Source organism: Serratia sp. CY55921, assembly GCF_052167655.1.
Lineage (GTDB): Bacteria > Pseudomonadota > Gammaproteobacteria > Enterobacterales > Enterobacteriaceae > Serratia > Serratia ureilytica.
This window is the reverse complement of sequence record NZ_JBJNMU010000003.1, coordinates 38,772-55,260: the sequence shown is the minus strand read 5'-3', so window position 1 is coordinate 55,260 and position 16,489 is coordinate 38,772. Positions and strand designations below refer to the sequence as shown.

The following is a 16,489-nucleotide window of genomic DNA, read 5'->3' as shown; positions in this document are numbered from 1 at the left end:
GGCATCAATATCGCCGTGCGCTCTACCCATCAGTCTTTCATGCTGTAACGCTGTTTGACCGTGCTTGTTTGCCCCAATCACCGTTTCGGGGCCTTTACGGGCCGATCGCCTAGCCACAGAGTGAAACCCAAAGGGTATAAACCCGGTTTGCATATACGCCAGGCACAATAAATGACAATGAGAGCGAGGAGAACGTCGTGCTAGAAGAATACCGTAAGCACGTAGCCGAGCGTGCTGCTGAGGGCATCGCCCCTAAGCCGCTAGACGCCACCCAAATGGCCGCGCTGGTCGAACTACTGAAGAATCCGCCAAAAGGCGAAGAAGAATTCCTGTTAGACCTGCTGATTAACCGTGTTCCACCGGGCGTCGACGAAGCCGCCTACGTCAAAGCAGGTTTCCTGGCGGCCATCGCCAAAGGTGAAGCGACATCCCCCCTGGTTACCCCCGAGAAAGCCATTGAACTGTTAGGCACCATGCAGGGCGGCTATAACATTCATCCGCTGATCGAAGCCCTGGACAACGAAAAGCTGGCGCCGATCGCCGCCAAAGCGCTGTCCCACACGCTGCTGATGTTCGACAACTTCTACGATGTGGAAGAGAAGGCGAAAGCTGGCAACGCGCACGCCAAGCAGATCATGCAGTCCTGGGCCGATGCCGAATGGTACCTGTCGCGCCCGGAGCTGGCGGAAAAGATCACCGTCACCGTGTTCAAAGTGACCGGCGAAACCAACACCGATGACCTGTCCCCGGCGCCGGACGCCTGGTCGCGCCCGGATATCCCGCTGCACGCGCTGGCGATGCTGAAAAACGAACGTGAAGGCATCGTGCCGGATCAGCCGGGCAGCGTCGGCCCGATCAAACAGATCGAGCTGCTGAACAAGAAAGGCTTCCCGCTGGCCTACGTCGGCGACGTGGTCGGCACCGGTTCCTCCCGTAAATCCGCCACCAACTCGGTGCTGTGGTTCATGGGCGACGACATCCCGCACGTGCCGAACAAGCGCGGCGGTGGCGTGGTGCTGGGCGGCAAGATTGCGCCTATCTTCTTCAACACCATGGAAGATGCTGGCGCCTTGCCGATCGAAGTGGACGTGTCCGAGCTGAACATGGGCGACGTGATCGACGTTTACCCGTACAAAGGTGAAGTGCGCAACCACGAAACCGGCGCGCTGATCGCCAACTTCGAGCTGAAAACCGACGTGCTGCTGGATGAAGTGCGCGCCGGCGGCCGTATCCCGCTGATCATCGGCCGTGGCCTGACCACCAAGGCGCGCGAAGCGCTGGGTCTGCCGCACAGCGACGTGTTCCGCATCGCCAAACCGGTAGCCGCCAGCAACAAAGGCTTCTCGCTGGCGCAGAAAATGGTCGGCCGCGCCTGCGGCGTCGCCGGCATTCGCCCTGGCGAATACTGCGAGCCGAAGATGACCTCCGTCGGCTCTCAGGACACCACCGGCCCGATGACCCGCGATGAGCTGAAAGACCTGGCCTGCCTCGGCTTCTCCGCCGATCTGGTCATGCAGTCGTTCTGCCACACCGCCGCGTACCCGAAACCGGTCGACGTGACCACGCACCACACGCTGCCTGACTTCATCATGAACCGCGGCGGCGTCTCGCTGCGCCCGGGCGACGGCGTGATCCACTCCTGGCTGAACCGCATGCTGCTGCCTGACACCGTCGGCACCGGCGGCGATTCCCACACCCGCTTCCCGATCGGCATCTCCTTCCCGGCCGGTTCCGGCCTGGTGGCGTTTGCCGCCGCGACCGGCGTGATGCCGCTGGATATGCCTGAGTCGGTGCTGGTGCGCTTCAAAGGCAAAATGCAGCCGGGCATCACCCTGCGCGATCTGGTGCACGCCATCCCTTACTACGCGATCCAGCAAGGGCTGCTGACCGTCGAGAAGAAGGGCAAGAAAAACATCTTCTCCGGCCGCATTCTGGAGATCGAAGGCCTGCCGGATCTGAAGGTCGAGCAGGCGTTTGAGCTGACCGATGCGTCCGCCGAACGTTCCGCCGCCGGTTGTACCATCAAGCTGGACAAGGCGCCGATTGAAGAGTACCTGAACTCCAACATCGTGCTGCTGAAGTGGATGATCTCCGAAGGCTACGGCGATCGCCGTACGCTGGAGCGCCGTATTCAGGGCATGGAAAAATGGCTGGCGGATCCGCAACTGCTGGAAGGCGATGCGGATGCGGAATACGCAGCGGTGATCGACATCGATCTGAACGAGATCAAAGAGCCGATCCTGTGTGCGCCGAACGATCCTGACGATGCGCGCCTGCTGTCTGACGTGGCCAACAGCAAAATCGATGAAGTGTTCATCGGTTCTTGCATGACTAACATCGGCCACTTCCGCGCGGCGGGCAAGCTGCTGGATCAGCACAAGGGCCAGCTGCCGACCCGTCTGTGGGTGGCGCCGCCAACCAAGATGGATGCGGCTCAGCTGACCGAAGAAGGCTACTACAGCGTCTTCGGCAAGAGCGGCGCGCGTATCGAGATCCCGGGCTGCTCGCTGTGCATGGGCAACCAGGCGCGCGTGGCGGACGGCGCGACGGTGGTTTCCACCTCAACCCGTAACTTCCCGAACCGTCTGGGCACCGGCGCCAACGTCTATCTGGCGTCTGCCGAACTGGCCGCGGTAGCGTCCCTGCTGGGCCGCCTGCCGACGCCGGACGAGTACCAGACCTATATGGCGCAGGTCGATAAGACGGCGGCGGATACCTACCGCTACCTGAACTTTGACCAACTGGGTCAGTACACCGAAAAAGCCGACGGCGTGATCTTCCAAACCGCCGTGTAAGCCGCTATATTGCGCAACTGTTTAACGGGAGGCCTTGGCCTCCCGTTTTATTTTGCTCAGTTGCCAACTTTGCGAGCGCTCACTGAGTTAGTCCGCCATTTATGTTTACACTAAGAAAAAGGGCTCAGGAGGGCATGCTATGGATTACGAATTTCTGCGTGACGTCACCGGTCAGGTGATCGTCAGATTTTCGATGGGGCATGAAGCGATTGGCCACTGGATCAACGAAGAAGTTAAAGGCGATTTCAACCTGCTGGATCGGATTGAAGCCGGCGCGGCCGAGGTCAAAGGCAGCGAGCGCCAATGGCAGCTGGAAGGCCATGAATATACGCTGCTGATGGATGGTGAAGAAGTGATGATCCGCGCCAATCAGCTGGAGTTCGAGGGTGATGAAATGGAAGAGGGGATGAACTACTACGACGAAGAAAGCCTCTCATTCTGCGGCGTTGAGGACTTCCTGCTGGTGTTGAAGGCCTATCGTTCTTTCATGCTGAAGTACTAAGCATCAGGGCGCGGCGTGCCGCGCCCTTTCCATCACAGATGCGGAATATTGCGGCCGTAATAGATTTCCTGCATCTCTTTCCATAACAGATCGGTGATCTGCTTGCGTTCGGCTGCGCTCAACGCCTCCGGCTCCGCGTTAAACAGGTAGTGCTTCAGATCGAAATCTTTCAGCAACATCTTGGTATGGAAGATATTTTCCTGGTAAACGTTCACGTCCATCATGTGGTACAGCGCCTTGATGTCTTCCGACATAAAGTTCTGGATCGAATTGATCTCATGATCGATGTAATGTTTCACGCCGTTCACGTCGCGGGTAAAACCGCGCACGCGATAGTCCATGGTGACGATGTCGGATTCCAGCTGGTGAATTAAGTAGTTCAGCGCCTTGAGGGGCGAAATGACGCCGCAGGTCGAGACCTCGATATCGGCGCGGAAGGTGCACAGCCCGCCTTCCGGATGGCTTTCCGGGTAGGTGTGCACGCAGATATGGCTCTTGTCCAGGTGCGCGACGACCGTATTCGGCAGCGGACCGGGGTGTTCCGACGTATCGACGTCTTTCGGATCGATCGGCTCTTCGCTGACCAGGATGGTGACGCTGGCGCCCTGCGGCTCGTAGTCCTGACGCGCGATGTTCAGAATATTGGCGCCGATGATCGAGCAGGTTTCGCTCAGGATCTCGGTCAGCCGGTTGGCGTTATATTGTTCGTCTATGTAGGCGATATAGCCATCGCGATCGTCCGCGGTTTTGGCGTAACAAATATCGTAAATACAAAAACTCAGGCTCTTGGTCAGGTTGTTGAAGCCGTGCAGTTTTAGCTTATGCAATTTGGGCCACCTCCTTTATCTTCTCGCTTAACGTGTTACGTTCAGGGCATTGAGCAAATATTGCGGCAGGGCAAAGCTGCCGACGTGAATTGCCGGGTTGTAATAACGGCAGTGTAGGCCGCTTTGGTTAAAGCGCTGTTGCAGGGTTGGCAGATCGCGCTGGCGCAGCGCCGGGTTCTGGCTCGCCCAGGCAAAGGTCATGATGCCGCCGTAATAGGTCGGGATCGCCGCCTGATAGAAGCTGACGTCGGTAAAGTAGCGGCTCAGTTTAGCGTGGCTGTTGACCGCCTCGTCCTGTTGCAGGAAGCAGACGCCGTTTTGCGCGACGAAAATGCCGCCCTCATTCAGGCAGCGGGCGCAGCCTTCATAAAACGCCGAGGTGAACAGGCTTTCGCCGGGGCCGATCGGATCGGTGCAGTCGGAGATGATCACATCGAACGTTTCGCCGGTTTGATTCACGAAGTTGACGCCGTCGTCGATCACCAGCTTGAAGCGCGGATCGTCATAGGCGCCGGCGCTGTGGTTGGGCAGGTATTGGCGGCAGAACTCGATGACGCCGGCGTCGATTTCGACCATGGTGATTTGCTCAACGCCAGGATGCCGGCTGACTTCGCGCAGCATACCGCCGTCGCCGCCGCCGATGATCAGCACTTTCTTCGCCTGGCCGTGCGCCAACAGCGGCACGTGGGTCAGCATTTCGTGATAGATGAACTCGTCACGCTCGGTGGTTTGCACCACGCCGTCGAGCGCCATCACGCGCCCCAGCACCGGGTTCTCGAAGATCACCAGATCCTGATGATCGGTCTTCTCGCGGTATAGCACCTTCTCTACCGAAAAGTACTGGCCGAAGCCCGTATGCAGCGTTTCGTACCAAATTTCTTTCTGGGTCATGTGCGGGAAACTCCGTAATAACAGCCATGAAAAATCGGCGCAACATCATAGCTAACTCTGCCTGGCGATGCACGGTTGAATTTCAGACAGAGAGAGCGGAGGGCGGACGGGCGAGGGGGAAGATTAATTGGCGTAGGCCAGCAGGCTCAGGGAGTCGCGCGCCAGCGATTTGCACTTCTTGGGCGTTGGAATGGCGATGCCGCTCAGATCGCGATAGCTGTCTTCGCCCAGCGCCTTCATGTTAAAGCTGTTGTAGTTGCTCAAATCCCAGCGGTTTTGTTGCGCGAAATAGACGATGGCGCGTTTGATTTGCGCATTTGGCAAATCGTTGTAGCCGCAATCATTTTTCAAATAAATAAATACCGCCGTCAGATCGGCCAGATCTTCCGCCTCGGATTCATTCAGCGCCAGACTGGCGTTGGAGAAGCCCAGCATCGCCAGCAACAGCATCGTTAACGTTGTTTTTTTCATCATGAAATAGGCCTGTTTGTCGTCTGCAGACGTTACCACACTTGTCTGTAAAGGCACCAAATTTTATTGCTGACGGGCGCTGCCATAGCGCTCACCCACGGCGCGCTCTTGATTGTGAGGCATAGCTTAAAATACCGCCAGGAAAGGCTTGACCTTCCGCCTGGGGGAAGGTTTAGGCTGGCTGCGTTGAGTTATGTCACTGAGAAAAGGGAGTCAGCGATGTTACGCCGTGATTTTATTAAATTGACCGCTGCATTGGGCGCCGCGAGCGCATTGCCGTTATGGAGCCGGGCCGCCTTAGCGGCCGAGCGGCCGGCCCTGCCGGTGCCCCCGTTGTTAACGCCCGACGCGCAGGGAAAGATTGCGCTGGCGCTGCAGGCGGGGGAAACCCGCTGGTTGCCCGGCGCCGCCACCAAAACCTGGGGATTCAACGGCGCGCTGCTCGGGCCGGCGGTGAAGCTGCAGCGGGGTCAGCCGGTGACGGTCGATATCAAAAACAGCCTGGCGGAAGCCAGTACCGTCCACTGGCACGGCCTGGAAATCCCCGGCGACGTCGATGGCGGCCCGCAGGCGTTGATCCATCCCGGCGCAACGCGCACGGTGAATTTCACCGTCGATCAACCGGCGGCCACCTGCTGGTTCCACCCGCATACCCACGGTAAAACCGGCAGCCAGGTGATGATGGGGCTGGCGGGGCTGGTGCTGCTGGAAGACGATGAAAGCGCCAAACTGCCGCTGCCGAAAACCTGGGGGCAGGATGACGTTCCGGTGATCCTGCAGGATAAGCGCTTGGGCAAAGATGCCCAGATCGAATATCGCCTGGACGTGATGAGCGCTGCGGTGGGTTGGTTTGGCGATCGCATGTTTACCAACGGCGCGCAGTACCCGCAACATCTGGCGCCGCGCGGTTGGCTGCGTTTGCGTTTCCTCAACGGTTGCAACGCCCGCTCGCTGAATCTGGCGGCCAGTGACAACCGTCCGCTGTACGTCATCGCCAGCGACGGCGGTTTCCTGGCGGAACCGGTGAAGCTGACCGAGCTGCCGATGCTGATGGGCGAACGCTTTGAAGTGCTGGTCGATGCCTCCGACGGGAAAGCGTTCGACATCGTGACGTTGCCGGTGAAACAGATGGGCATGACGCTGGCGCCGTTCGATCGGCCGCTGCCGGTGTTGCGCATTCAGCCGTCGTTGGCGCAGGGCATCAAAACCATGCCGGACAGCCTGGTGAAGCTGCCGACATTGCCTGCCACCACCGGCATCCAGGAGCGTTGGCTGCAGCTGATGATGGATCCGCAGCTGGATATGCTCGGCATGCAGGCGCTGATGGATCGTTATGGTCATCAGGCGATGGCCGGCATGAGCATGAATCATGGCGCGACGGGCGCTGGAGACATGAAAGGTATGGACCACGGTAACATGGAGGGCATGGAGAAGGGCGGCATGCAGGGCATGGACCACGGCGACATGAGCAGCATGAAAGGCATGGATCATGGCAAGATGGCAGGGATGGATCATGGCGGCGCGCAGGGCAACGCCAAACCGTTCGACTTCAGCCATGGCAACATGATCAACGGCAAGGCCTTCGACATGAACAAACCGATGTTTGCCGCCAAACGGGGCCAGTATGAAAAATGGACCATTTCCGGCGAGGGCGACATGATGCTGCACCCGTTCCACATTCACGGCACCCAGTTCCGTATCCTGTCGGAAAACGGCAAACCACCGGCGGCGCATCGCAGCGGCTGGAAGGACACGGTGCGCGTCGAAGGTTGGCGCAGCGAAGTGCTGGTGCGCTTCGACCATCCGGCAAGCAGCGAACATGCGTATATGGCCCACTGCCACCTGTTGGAACACGAAGATACCGGCATGATGATGGGCTTTACCGTCGGCGAATGATCGCGGCCCGTCGCTCAGGTGGCGGTGCGCTCGCGTCGCCACCGGCGAAAGGCTATGCTAAACTCTGCGCCTTTCTTCCGGCAACTGACCTGAATACTATGAAACACACTGTAGACGTAATGATTTCCGAGCAGGAAGTTAAGACCCGTATCGCCGAACTTGGCCGCCAGATCACCGAACATTACCGCGACAGCGGCAGTGACATGGTGCTGGTCGGGCTGCTGCGCGGCTCCTTCATGTTCATGGCCGATCTGTGCCGCGCGATTGACGTGCCGCATGAAGTCGACTTCATGACGGCTTCCAGCTACGGCAGCGGCATGTCCACCACTCGCGACGTGAAGATCCTCAAGGATCTGGACGAAGACATTCGCGGCAAAGACGTGCTGATCGTGGAAGACATCATCGATTCCGGCAACACGCTGAACAAAGTGCGCGAGATTTTGGCGCTGCGTGGGCCGAAATCGCTGGCGATTTGCACCTTGCTGGACAAGCCTGAGCGCCGTGAAGTGCAGGTGCCGGTCGAATACGTCGGCTTCTCGATCCCGGATGAGTTCGTGGTGGGGTATGGCATCGACTACGCCCAGCGCTACCGTCACCTGCCGTACGTCGGCAAAGTGGTGCTGCTGGACGAGTAATTGATGTGGGGCGCGGCCTGCCGCGCCCGCGGCGGGATTATACGCCTTTATCCTGCTTCAGTTTGGCTATCGCTTTGCGGTAGCCCATCTCCAGGCTCTCGCGGCTGGTCGCCAGCACTTCCATATCGCGCAGACGGCCGTCCTGAATGCCGTACACCCAGCCGTGGATCATCACCTTCTGGCCGCGTTTCCAGGCCGATTGCATGATGGTGGAGTGGCCCAGGTTGTATACCTGCTCAATGACGTTGATCTCGCACAGCATGTCGAAACGCTGTTCCGGCGGCAGCTCGCCCAGCAGCGAACTGTGCTTGTACCACAGATCGCGAATGTGCAGCAGCCAGTTGTCGATCAGCCCCAGCTCCGGGTTTTCCACCGCGGCCTGCACGCCGCCGCAGCCCAGGTGGCCGCAGATGATGATGTGTTCGACCTCCAGCACATCTACCGCATACTGCACCACCGACAGGCAGTTAAGATCGGTGTGGATAACGAGGTTCGCCACGTTGCGATGGACGAACAGTTCACCCGGCTCGAGGCCGGTCAGGCGTTCTGCGGGAACGCGGCTGTCAGAGCAACCAATCCATAAGAAGCGGGGCTTTTGCGCCTGGGCTAAACGTTCAAAAAAATCCGGGTCTTCCTGACTGATATTGGCCGACCAGGCCTGGTTGTTGGCGATAAGCTCTTCGATTTCTTTCATGGAGGTGATTGACCCGTAACGAACAGATTGCGTTGGGGTAATATAGGGTAAGCGTCACAATTTGGAAATCGGAACAGTGGTGCAACCTCATTTACCGCACGGATTCGACGCAGTGAAAACGCCGTCGATGCTAGGATTATTGTTATTGTTTCAAGCCTCGCAAACAGGGGGCGCGGCGGCATACTCATCGTTATAAGGTACTATTTTACATATGAATTATGCACTGGAATTAGCGCAGCTGACCAAGACTTACGCCGGTGGCGTCAAGGCGCTGCGCGGCATCGACCTGAGCGTCGAGGCGGGGGATTTTTATGCCCTGCTGGGGCCAAACGGCGCCGGAAAGTCCACCACCATCGGCATCATCAGCTCGCTGGTGAATAAAACCGCCGGCAGCGTGCGGGTGTTCGGTTACGACATCGATAAAGACATCGTCAACGCCAAGCGCCAGCTTGGCCTGGTGCCGCAGGAGTTCAACTTCAACCCGTTTGAGACCGTATTGCAGATCGTGGTGAACCAGGCGGGTTACTATGGCGTCACGCGGCGTGAAGCGATGGCGCGCGCCGAAAAGTACCTCAATCAGCTGGACCTGTGGGGCAAGCGCAACGAGCGTGCTCGCATGCTGTCCGGCGGCATGAAGCGCCGTCTGATGATCGCCCGCGCGTTGATGCACCAACCAAAGCTGCTGATCCTCGATGAACCGACCGCCGGGGTGGATATCGAGCTGCGCCGCTCGATGTGGGGCTTCCTGAAAGAGCTGAACGCCCAGGGCACCACCATCATCCTCACCACCCACTATTTGGAAGAGGCGGAGATGCTGTGCCGCAACATCGGCATCATCCAGAACGGGGAGCTGGTGGAAAACACCTCGATGAAGGGGCTGCTGGCCAAGCTCAAGTCGGAAACCTTTATCCTCGATCTGGCGGCGAAAAGCCCGCTGCCGAAGCTGGACGGTTACCGCAGCCGCCTGACGGATACCTCGACGCTGGAAGTGGAGGTGATGCGTGAACAGGGGCTGAACGGCCTGTTCGCCCAGCTGAGCGCGCAGGGCGTGCAGGTGCTGAGCATGCGCAACAAGGCGAACCGCCTGGAAGAGCTGTTTGTCACCCTGGTTAACGGCAATGGAGAGAAAGCATGACGCGTTTGTATTGGGTGGCCTTACAGAGCATCTGGGCCAAAGAGGTGAACCGCTTCGCGCGCATCTGGATCCAGACCCTGGTGCCGCCGGTGATCACCATGACGCTGTACTTCATCATCTTCGGCAACCTGATCGGTTCGCGCATCGGCGATATGCACGGCTTCAGCTACATGCAGTTCATCGTGCCCGGCCTTATCATGATGGCGGTGATCACCAACTCTTACGCCAACGTCGCGTCGTCGTTCTTCAGCGCCAAATTCCAGCGCAACATTGAGGAACTGCTGGTGGCGCCGGTGCCGACCCACGTGGTGATCGCCGGCTATGTCGGCGGCGGCGTGGCGCGCGGTATCTGCGTCGGCGTGCTGGTGACCATCATCTCGCTGTTCTTCGTGCCGCTGCAGGTGCACGCCTGGTGGGTGATTGCGCTGACGCTGTTGCTGACGGCGATCCTGTTCTCGCTGGCGGGGCTGATCAACGCGGTGTTCGCCACCACTTTCGACGACATCAGCCTGATCCCGACCTTCGTGCTGACGCCGCTGACTTACCTGGGTGGGGTGTTCTACTCGCTGTCGCTGCTGCCGCCGTTCTGGCAGGCGGTGTCAAAGCTGAACCCGATCGTCTATATGATCAGCGGTTTCCGCTACGGTTTCCTCGGCATCAACGACGTGCCGCTGGCGTTCACCATGGCGGTGCTGGTGGCGTTTATCACGGTGTTCTACCTGCTGTCCTGGTACCTGATCGAACGCGGCCGCGGCCTGCGCAGCTGATCCTGATGCGCCCTCGTTTTCCCGGCGGGGGCGCTTTTCCCGATTTGGCGCAGGCGGCGCGTAAATCAATAGAATCGCTCAAATAACCGCTAGTTCCCCGCTGTTCAAATCGTGCTATGCTGGCGCTCCACATTTCCTTCATTTTTGTCATTACGCACTCGTAAGCAGAACATCATCATGCGGCCTCAATACAAGTTGGCGACTGGGTTACTCGGCATTCTGATGTCGTTGGTTTCCCCTGTGAGCCTGGCGAATCTGCTGTCGGAAGACGGCGCGGTTAAATCTGAATACATGGAAGCGCAGCGCGACAGCGAAGTCTATTCGCTGGTGGGCGAGCATGTGATCCCGGTAGGGGAAGTGAAGCGCGGGCAACTGATCCAGGTGTTCCCGGCGGATGCGGAATACTACGAATTCAAATTCGGGCACGGCACCGGCTTTATCGATAAAGACGACGTGCGCGAGCTGAAGAAGTCGCGCAAGGTGCAAGACGATCTGGGCGAGCTGAACAAGCCGCTGACCAACCAGAATCTGATCACCCAAAAGGCGATCGACGTATACACCGCGGCGGACAAGGACAGCGAGGTCTTCGGCACGCTGGAAGGCAATCTGCGTTATCCGATCATCGGCAAGCTGAAGGATCGGCTGAACAATACCTGGTACGAGGTCAACATCGGCGATCGGCTGGGGTTCGTCAATGAGCTGGACTGCGAGATCGATAACGGCATACCGGTGCTGACTTACCATCACCTGCTGAAAAACGAAGAGAACAAGCGCTTCCGCCATACTTCGACCACCACCTCAGACGTGGCGTTCAGCAACCAGATGACCTACCTCAAGCAGGCGGGCTACGACACCATTTCGCTGTATCAGCTGGAAGCCTACCTGAAGAATCAGATCAACCTGCCGGGCAAGGCGATCGTGCTGACCTTCGACGACGGGCTGAAATCGGTTTATCGCTACGCTTACCCGGTATTGAAGGATTACGGTTTCCGCGCAACGGCGTTCATCATCTCTTCGCGCATCAAGCGTCATCCGCAGAAATGGAACCCGGACTCGCTGCAGTTTATGAGCGTCTCGGAGCTTAAGCAGATTCAGGACGTGTTCGACGTGCAGTCGCACACCCACTTCCTGCATCGCACCGACGGCAATCGCCAGCCGATTTTGCTGAGCCGTTCGCTGCATAATATCGAGTTCGATTTTGAGCGCTCGCGCCGCGCGCTGTCGCAGTTCAACCCGCACGTGCTGTATCTGTCCTACCCGTTCGGCGGCTATAACCAGCGGGCTATCCAGGCGGCACAGGACGCCGGTTTCCATCTGGCGGTGACCACGGTGCAGGGCAAGGTGAAGCCGGGGGATAATCCCTATACGTTGAAGCGGCTGTATATTCTGCGCACCGACTCGATCCAGACCATGGCGGATCGGATAGCCAACAAGCCGGGCACGGTGGTGCAGTAAGGAAAAGAACGGGCGCGCGAGGCGCCCGTTTTACCGTCAGGCGACCTGAACCGGCACGGCTTTCGCCTTGCGCTGCAGGTTGTTGTCACCCTCGAAATAGGCGACCTTCGGGTGATGTTGGCGGGCGTCGGCGTCGGTCATTTGCACATAGGAGCAGATGATCAGTTTGTCGCCCACGCAGGCGCAGCGCGCGGCGGCGCCGTTGACCGAAATGATGCGCGAACCGCGCTCGGCGGCGATGGCGTAGGTGGAGAAGCGCTGGCCGTTATCCACGTTGTAGATATCGATCGCTTCATATTCCAGAATGCCGGCCGCTTCCAGGAAATCCTGATCGATGGCGCAGGATCCTTCATAGTGCAAGTCAGCCTGAGTGACTTTGACGCGATGCAGCTTGCCTTGCAGCATAGTACGTATCATAGCTTTACCTAACTGAATATCGGCCTTCACAGGCGTTGGGGTTGAACATCTCTCCTGCATCCCTGCAATCTCTATCGTCACCGATCGTTCCGCCATTGTCTACCTATGGTCAGGGCGGCAGGATGACGACAGTATAAAAAATGACTTACAGCGTCAGGTCAACCTGCTGGTTGTCGATAAGCCGCGCTTTGCCCAGCCAGGCGGCCATCAGCACCACCGCCCGTTGGCTGTCCACCGTCAGCGGCTGCAGGCTGTCGGCATCGCGAATAAACAGCTCATCCGGCGTAAAGCCGGCGGCGCGCAGTTGCTCGGCGGTCTGTTCCAACAGCGTTTCGACATGGCGCTCGCCATTGGCCAGCTGCTGCGCCAGCGCGTTCATGATTTTGCTCAGCTGCGGCGCAACCTTGCGTTCCTCGGCGGTCAGGTAACCGTTGCGTGAACTGAGGGCCAGGCCGTCTTTGGCGCGCACGGTCGGCACGCCGACGATGTCGATGTCGTAACCCATGTCCGCCACCATTTTGCGGATCAGCGCCAATTGTTGGTAGTCCTTCTCGCCGAAACAGGCCAAATCAGGCTGCACCAGGTTGAACAGCTTGCTGACGATGGTGGAAACGCCGCGGAAGTGGCCCGGCCGGCTTGCGCCTTCCAGAATGGTGGAGATGCCCGGCACGTCGACATAGGTTTGCTGCTCCAGCCCCTGCGGATAGACCGCGGCCGGGGCCGGCGCGAACACCAGATCGACGCCGCGGCGGGTCAGCTTCTCGCTGTCTTCCTGCAGCGTGCGCGGGTAGCGCGCCAGATCGTCCGGGCGATCGAACTGCATCGGGTTGACGAAGACGCTCACCACCACCACGTCGGCGCGGGCGCGCGCTTCATCGACCAGCGTCATATGGCCGTCGTGCAGGTTGCCCATGGTCGGCACCAGTGCGATGCGCTTGCCTTCCTGGCGCCAGCGGCGGATCTGCTGACGCAGCAGCGGCAGGGTTTCGATAATAATCATTGGGTGACTCCTGGAACCATCGCTTAGTTAAAAGAGTGTTCAGCCGCCGGATAGAGGCCTTGCTCCACTTCCTGAATGTAGTGTTGCACCGCCGTGCGGATATCGCCGCTTTGCGCCAGGAAGTTCTTGGCGAATTTCGGCGTGTGGCCGCCGGTGATGCCGAAGGCGTCGTGCATCACCAGGATTTGGCCGTCGGTGCCGTTGCCGGCGCCGATGCCGATGACCGGAATGGAGAGCGCTTCGGTGATCTGGCGTGCCAGCTCGGTCGGCACGCACTCCAGCACCAGCAGCTGAATGCCGGCCAGCTCCAGATTCTGCGCGTCCTGCAGCAGCTGTTTGGCGGCCAGTTCGTCGCGCCCTTGCACCTTATAACCGCCGAACACGTTGACCGACTGCGGCGTCAGCCCCAGGTGGCCGCATACCGGCACCGCGCGTTCGGCGAGCATTTTCACCGTGTCGCACAGCCAGCTGCCGCCTTCCAGTTTCACCATGTTGGCGCCGGCGCGCATCAGCTCGGCGGCGTTGGCGAAGGTCTGTTCCGGGGTGGCGTAACTCATGAATGGCAGATCGGCCAGCAGCAGGCAGGCCGGCGCGCCGCGGCGCACGGCGCGCGTGTGATAGGCGACGTCGGCGACGGTGACCGGCAGCGTGGAGTCGTGGCCCTGCAGCGTCATGCCCAGCGAATCGCCCACCAACAGGACTTTAATGCCTTGCTCTTCAAACAGCTTGGCAAAGCTGGCATCGTAGGCGGTAAGGGTAGCAAACTTGCGTTGCTCCTGTTTCCACTGGCGCAAATGGGTCACGGTGGTGGGTTTCATCACAACGTCTCCTGAAACGGGCCGTGCGGCTTACGCAGGCCCAGACTGCAAAAAAGTGCAGCCATTCTACTGTAACCCGATCGGGGTGGGTAGCGCGGATCGCCATGCTTAAGCGGTTCTTAAGAACCTTGTGGTGCAATGGCGTCATGACTCAAAAGGGATACTCATGCGAATTCTGCTGATCGAAGATGACAAACTGATCGGGGACGGCATCAAGGCCGGGCTGACCAAACTCGGCTTCAATCTGGACTGGTTCACCGACGGCGCGGTTGGTAAAAACGCCCTGGGCAGCGCGCCGTATGACGCGGTGATCCTCGATCTCAGCCTGCCGGGCCTCGATGGACTGGATCTCCTGCGCCAGTGGCGCCAGGCCGGGCAGGATGTGCCGGTGCTGATCCTTACCGCCCGCGATGCGTTGGAGCAACGGGTCAGCGGGTTGCAAAGCGGCGCCGACGACTATCTGTGCAAACCGTTCGCGCTGGCCGAAGTGGCGGCGCGCCTGCAGGCGCTGATCCGCCGTCGTCACGGCCAACTGATGCCACAGCTGACGCACGGCAACGTGGTGTTCGACAGCGCCACCCGCAGCGTGAGTTGCAACGGCGAACCGGTGACGCTGACGCCGCGCGAATTGGCGGTGCTGGAGCTGTTTCTGCACAACAAAGGGCGCGTGTTGGCGCGGCCGTTGATCCAGGAGAAGCTGTACAACTGGGACGACGAGGTGAGCAGCAACGCGGTGGAGGTGCATATTCACCACCTGCGGCGCAAGCTGGGCAACGGCTTCATTCGCACCATCCATGGCGTGGGCTATACGCTGGGGGATGCTCCATGAAGCGCCTCAGCCTGCGGCTGCGTCTGATCCTGATTTTCAGCCTGCTGGCGCTGCTGACCTGGTGCACTGCCAGCGTGGTGGCCTGGGTGATGTCGCGCAATACCATCAACGAAGTGTTCGACACCCAGCAGATGCTGTTCGCCAAGCGGCTGGCGACCGCCAACCTCGGCGATCTGCTGGCCGATGAAAGCGCGCGCAGCCTGCCGAAAACCAAGAAGCTGGTGCATCATGGCAAACGGGGCGAGCAAGATGATGACGCGCTGGCGTTCGCCATCTTCGATCGCCAAGGCAAGATGCTGCTCAACGACGGCGAGAACGGTACCGACTTCCTGTTTGACGGGGAGCGTGAAGGTTTTACCGACGGCGAACGCAAAGGCGATGACGACAGTTGGCGCCTGGTATGGTTGACCAGCCCGGACGGGCGCTACCGCATCGTGGTCGGCCAGGAGTGGGATTACCGGCGCGATATGGCGCTGGGCATGGTGACCGGCCAATTGGTGCCCTGGCTGGCGACGCTGCCGGTGCTGATGTTGCTGATTGCGCTGATGGTCGGGCGCGAGCTGCGGCCGCTGCGTGCGGTGGCCGCCGGTTTGCGTCGGCGCGCACCCGATGACGCCACGCCGCTGGATGCGCGCCAGGTGCCAACCGAGGTGCGCCCGCTGGTGGATGCGCTCAACGCGCTGTTCGCCCGCATCAATGCGTTGCTGGTGCGGGAGCGGCGTTTCACCTCCGATGCCGCGCACGAATTGCGCAGCCCGCTGGCGGCATTGCGGGTGCAGACCGAAGTGGTACAGTTGGCGGGGGAGGATGCGCCGATGCGCGAGCACGCGCTGGACAATCTGACGGTCGGCATCGATCGCGCCACCCGGCTGGTGGATCAGCTGTTGACGTTGTCGCGGCTGGATTCGCTGTCGGATCTGGCCGAGCTGGCGACCATTGACTGGAACGAACTGGTGATGATGACCCTGGCGGAACAGGATCGGCTGGCTCATGCGGCGGGCGTGACGCTGCGTTATGAACAGCAGGGAACGCCGCCGGTGCGTCAGGGGCAGACTCTGCTGCTGTCACTGTTATTGCGCAACTTGCTGGACAACGCGGTGCGTTACACCCCGCAGGGCGGCGCGGTCACCGTGACGTTGAGCGAGCGCTCGCTGACGGTAGAGGATGAGGGGCCGGGGGTGACGACAGAGCATCTGGCGCGGTTGGGGGAACGCTTCTATCGCCCGCCGGGACAGGAGCAAACCGGCAGCGGGCTGGGGTTATCGATCGTGCAGCGTATCGCCGGCTTGCATGGTTTACAGGTCAGTTTCGCCAATCGCCCGACAGGCGGGTTCGTCGCGCGGCTGGCGCTGTAGGC

16 protein-coding genes are annotated in these 16,489 nt (G+C 59.8%); 9 read left to right on the top strand and 7 right to left on the bottom strand.

Translation table 11 applies throughout. From position 1 onward, the window contains the following. Nucleotides 1–197: 197 nt before the first annotated feature. Both acnB and yacL read left to right on the top strand, forming a co-directional pair. Nucleotides 198–2,795, top strand: a complete 2,598-nt coding sequence (gene acnB, locus ACJ8M3_RS16785) for a bifunctional aconitate hydratase 2/2-methylisocitrate dehydratase (protein ID WP_033644692.1) — start codon at nt 198–200, stop codon at nt 2,793–2,795. 139 nt (nt 2,796–2,934) lie between these two features. Then, nucleotides 2,935–3,297 (top strand): protein YacL, encoded by a 363-nt coding sequence (gene yacL, locus ACJ8M3_RS16780; protein ID WP_004937507.1) that lies wholly within the window; start codon nt 2,935–2,937, stop codon nt 3,295–3,297. Between the two features lie 32 nt (nt 3,298–3,329). Here yacL and speD read toward each other — a convergent pair whose 3' ends face one another. The 3 genes from speD to ACJ8M3_RS16765 form a co-directional block, all read right to left on the bottom strand. Next, entirely contained in the window at nt 3,330–4,124 is a 795-nt protein-coding gene (speD, locus tag ACJ8M3_RS16775) for an adenosylmethionine decarboxylase (protein ID WP_004937510.1), read from the bottom strand. 27 nt (nt 4,125–4,151) lie between these two features. Then, the gene (gene speE, locus ACJ8M3_RS16770; RefSeq protein ID WP_089197420.1) at nt 4,152–5,015 is read right to left on the bottom strand and encodes a polyamine aminopropyltransferase; all 864 of its coding nucleotides are present in this window, start codon (nt 5,013–5,015) and stop codon (nt 4,152–4,154) included. A 123-nt stretch (nt 5,016–5,138) separates the two neighbouring features. Beyond that, nucleotides 5,139–5,486, bottom strand: coding sequence for a YacC family pilotin-like protein (locus ACJ8M3_RS16765; RefSeq protein ID WP_033644927.1), 348 nt, complete (start codon nt 5,484–5,486; stop codon nt 5,139–5,141). Nucleotides 5,487–5,705: 219 nt separating this feature from the next. On the opposite strand from ACJ8M3_RS16765, the gene cueO reads away from it, so the two are divergent. Then, on the top strand, nt 5,706–7,382 hold the full coding sequence (gene cueO / locus ACJ8M3_RS16760; RefSeq protein ID WP_089197419.1) for a multicopper oxidase CueO: 1,677 nt from the start codon (nt 5,706–5,708) through the stop codon (nt 7,380–7,382). Between the two features lie 98 nt (nt 7,383–7,480). After that, complete coding sequence (gene hpt / locus ACJ8M3_RS16755) at nt 7,481–8,017, top strand: hypoxanthine phosphoribosyltransferase (protein ID WP_048234659.1); 537 nt, start codon at nt 7,481–7,483, stop codon at nt 8,015–8,017. A 37-nt stretch (nt 8,018–8,054) separates the two neighbouring features. On the opposite strand, the gene can is transcribed toward hpt, so the two are convergent. Next, complete coding sequence (can, locus tag ACJ8M3_RS16750; RefSeq protein WP_015379031.1) at nt 8,055–8,711, bottom strand: carbonate dehydratase; 657 nt, start codon at nt 8,709–8,711, stop codon at nt 8,055–8,057. A 211-nt stretch (nt 8,712–8,922) separates the two neighbouring features. Between can and ACJ8M3_RS16745 the strand changes: the two genes are divergently transcribed. From ACJ8M3_RS16745 to ACJ8M3_RS16735, 3 genes are all read left to right on the top strand, one after another. Next, nucleotides 8,923–9,846 carry an ABC transporter ATP-binding protein gene (locus ACJ8M3_RS16745; RefSeq protein ID WP_033644695.1) on the top strand — a complete coding sequence of 308 codons (924 nt, stop codon included), beginning with the start codon at nt 8,923–8,925 and terminating at the stop codon, nt 9,844–9,846. After that, nucleotides 9,843–10,613: an ABC transporter permease gene (locus ACJ8M3_RS16740; RefSeq protein WP_033644696.1), complete on the top strand. Its 771-nt coding sequence runs from the start codon at nt 9,843–9,845 to the stop codon at nt 10,611–10,613. The genes ACJ8M3_RS16745 and ACJ8M3_RS16740 overlap by 4 nt, the downstream gene beginning before the upstream one ends. Nucleotides 10,614–10,790: 177 nt before the next feature. Then, nucleotides 10,791–12,068 carry a polysaccharide deacetylase family protein gene (locus tag ACJ8M3_RS16735; protein ID WP_033644697.1) on the top strand — a complete coding sequence of 426 codons (1,278 nt, stop codon included), beginning with the start codon at nt 10,791–10,793 and terminating at the stop codon, nt 12,066–12,068. 36 nt (nt 12,069–12,104) lie between these two features. Here the strand turns inward: ACJ8M3_RS16735 and panD are convergent, their stop codons facing one another. From panD to panB, 3 genes are all read right to left on the bottom strand, one after another. Continuing rightward, on the bottom strand, nt 12,105–12,485 hold the full coding sequence (gene panD / locus ACJ8M3_RS16730; RefSeq protein WP_004937544.1) for an aspartate 1-decarboxylase: 381 nt from the start codon (nt 12,483–12,485) through the stop codon (nt 12,105–12,107). A 145-nt stretch (nt 12,486–12,630) separates the two neighbouring features. Next, nucleotides 12,631–13,485: a pantoate--beta-alanine ligase gene (panC, locus tag ACJ8M3_RS16725; RefSeq protein WP_033644699.1), complete on the bottom strand. Its 855-nt coding sequence runs from the start codon at nt 13,483–13,485 to the stop codon at nt 12,631–12,633. 23 nt (nt 13,486–13,508) lie between these two features. Continuing rightward, nucleotides 13,509–14,303, bottom strand: coding sequence for a 3-methyl-2-oxobutanoate hydroxymethyltransferase (panB, locus tag ACJ8M3_RS16720; protein ID WP_004937548.1), 795 nt, complete (start codon nt 14,301–14,303; stop codon nt 13,509–13,511). Nucleotides 14,304–14,469: 166 nt separating this feature from the next. Here panB and qseB point away from each other — a divergent pair, with 166 nt between their 5' ends. After that, nucleotides 14,470–15,132 carry a quorum sensing response regulator transcription factor QseB gene (gene qseB / locus ACJ8M3_RS16715; protein ID WP_033651337.1) on the top strand — a complete coding sequence of 221 codons (663 nt, stop codon included), beginning with the start codon at nt 14,470–14,472 and terminating at the stop codon, nt 15,130–15,132. Further along, nucleotides 15,129–16,487 (top strand): quorum sensing histidine kinase QseC, encoded by a 1,359-nt coding sequence (gene qseC / locus ACJ8M3_RS16710; RefSeq protein WP_046687789.1) that lies wholly within the window; start codon nt 15,129–15,131, stop codon nt 16,485–16,487. The genes qseB and qseC overlap by 4 nt, the downstream gene beginning before the upstream one ends. The last annotated feature ends 2 nt before the right edge of the window (nt 16,488–16,489 follow it).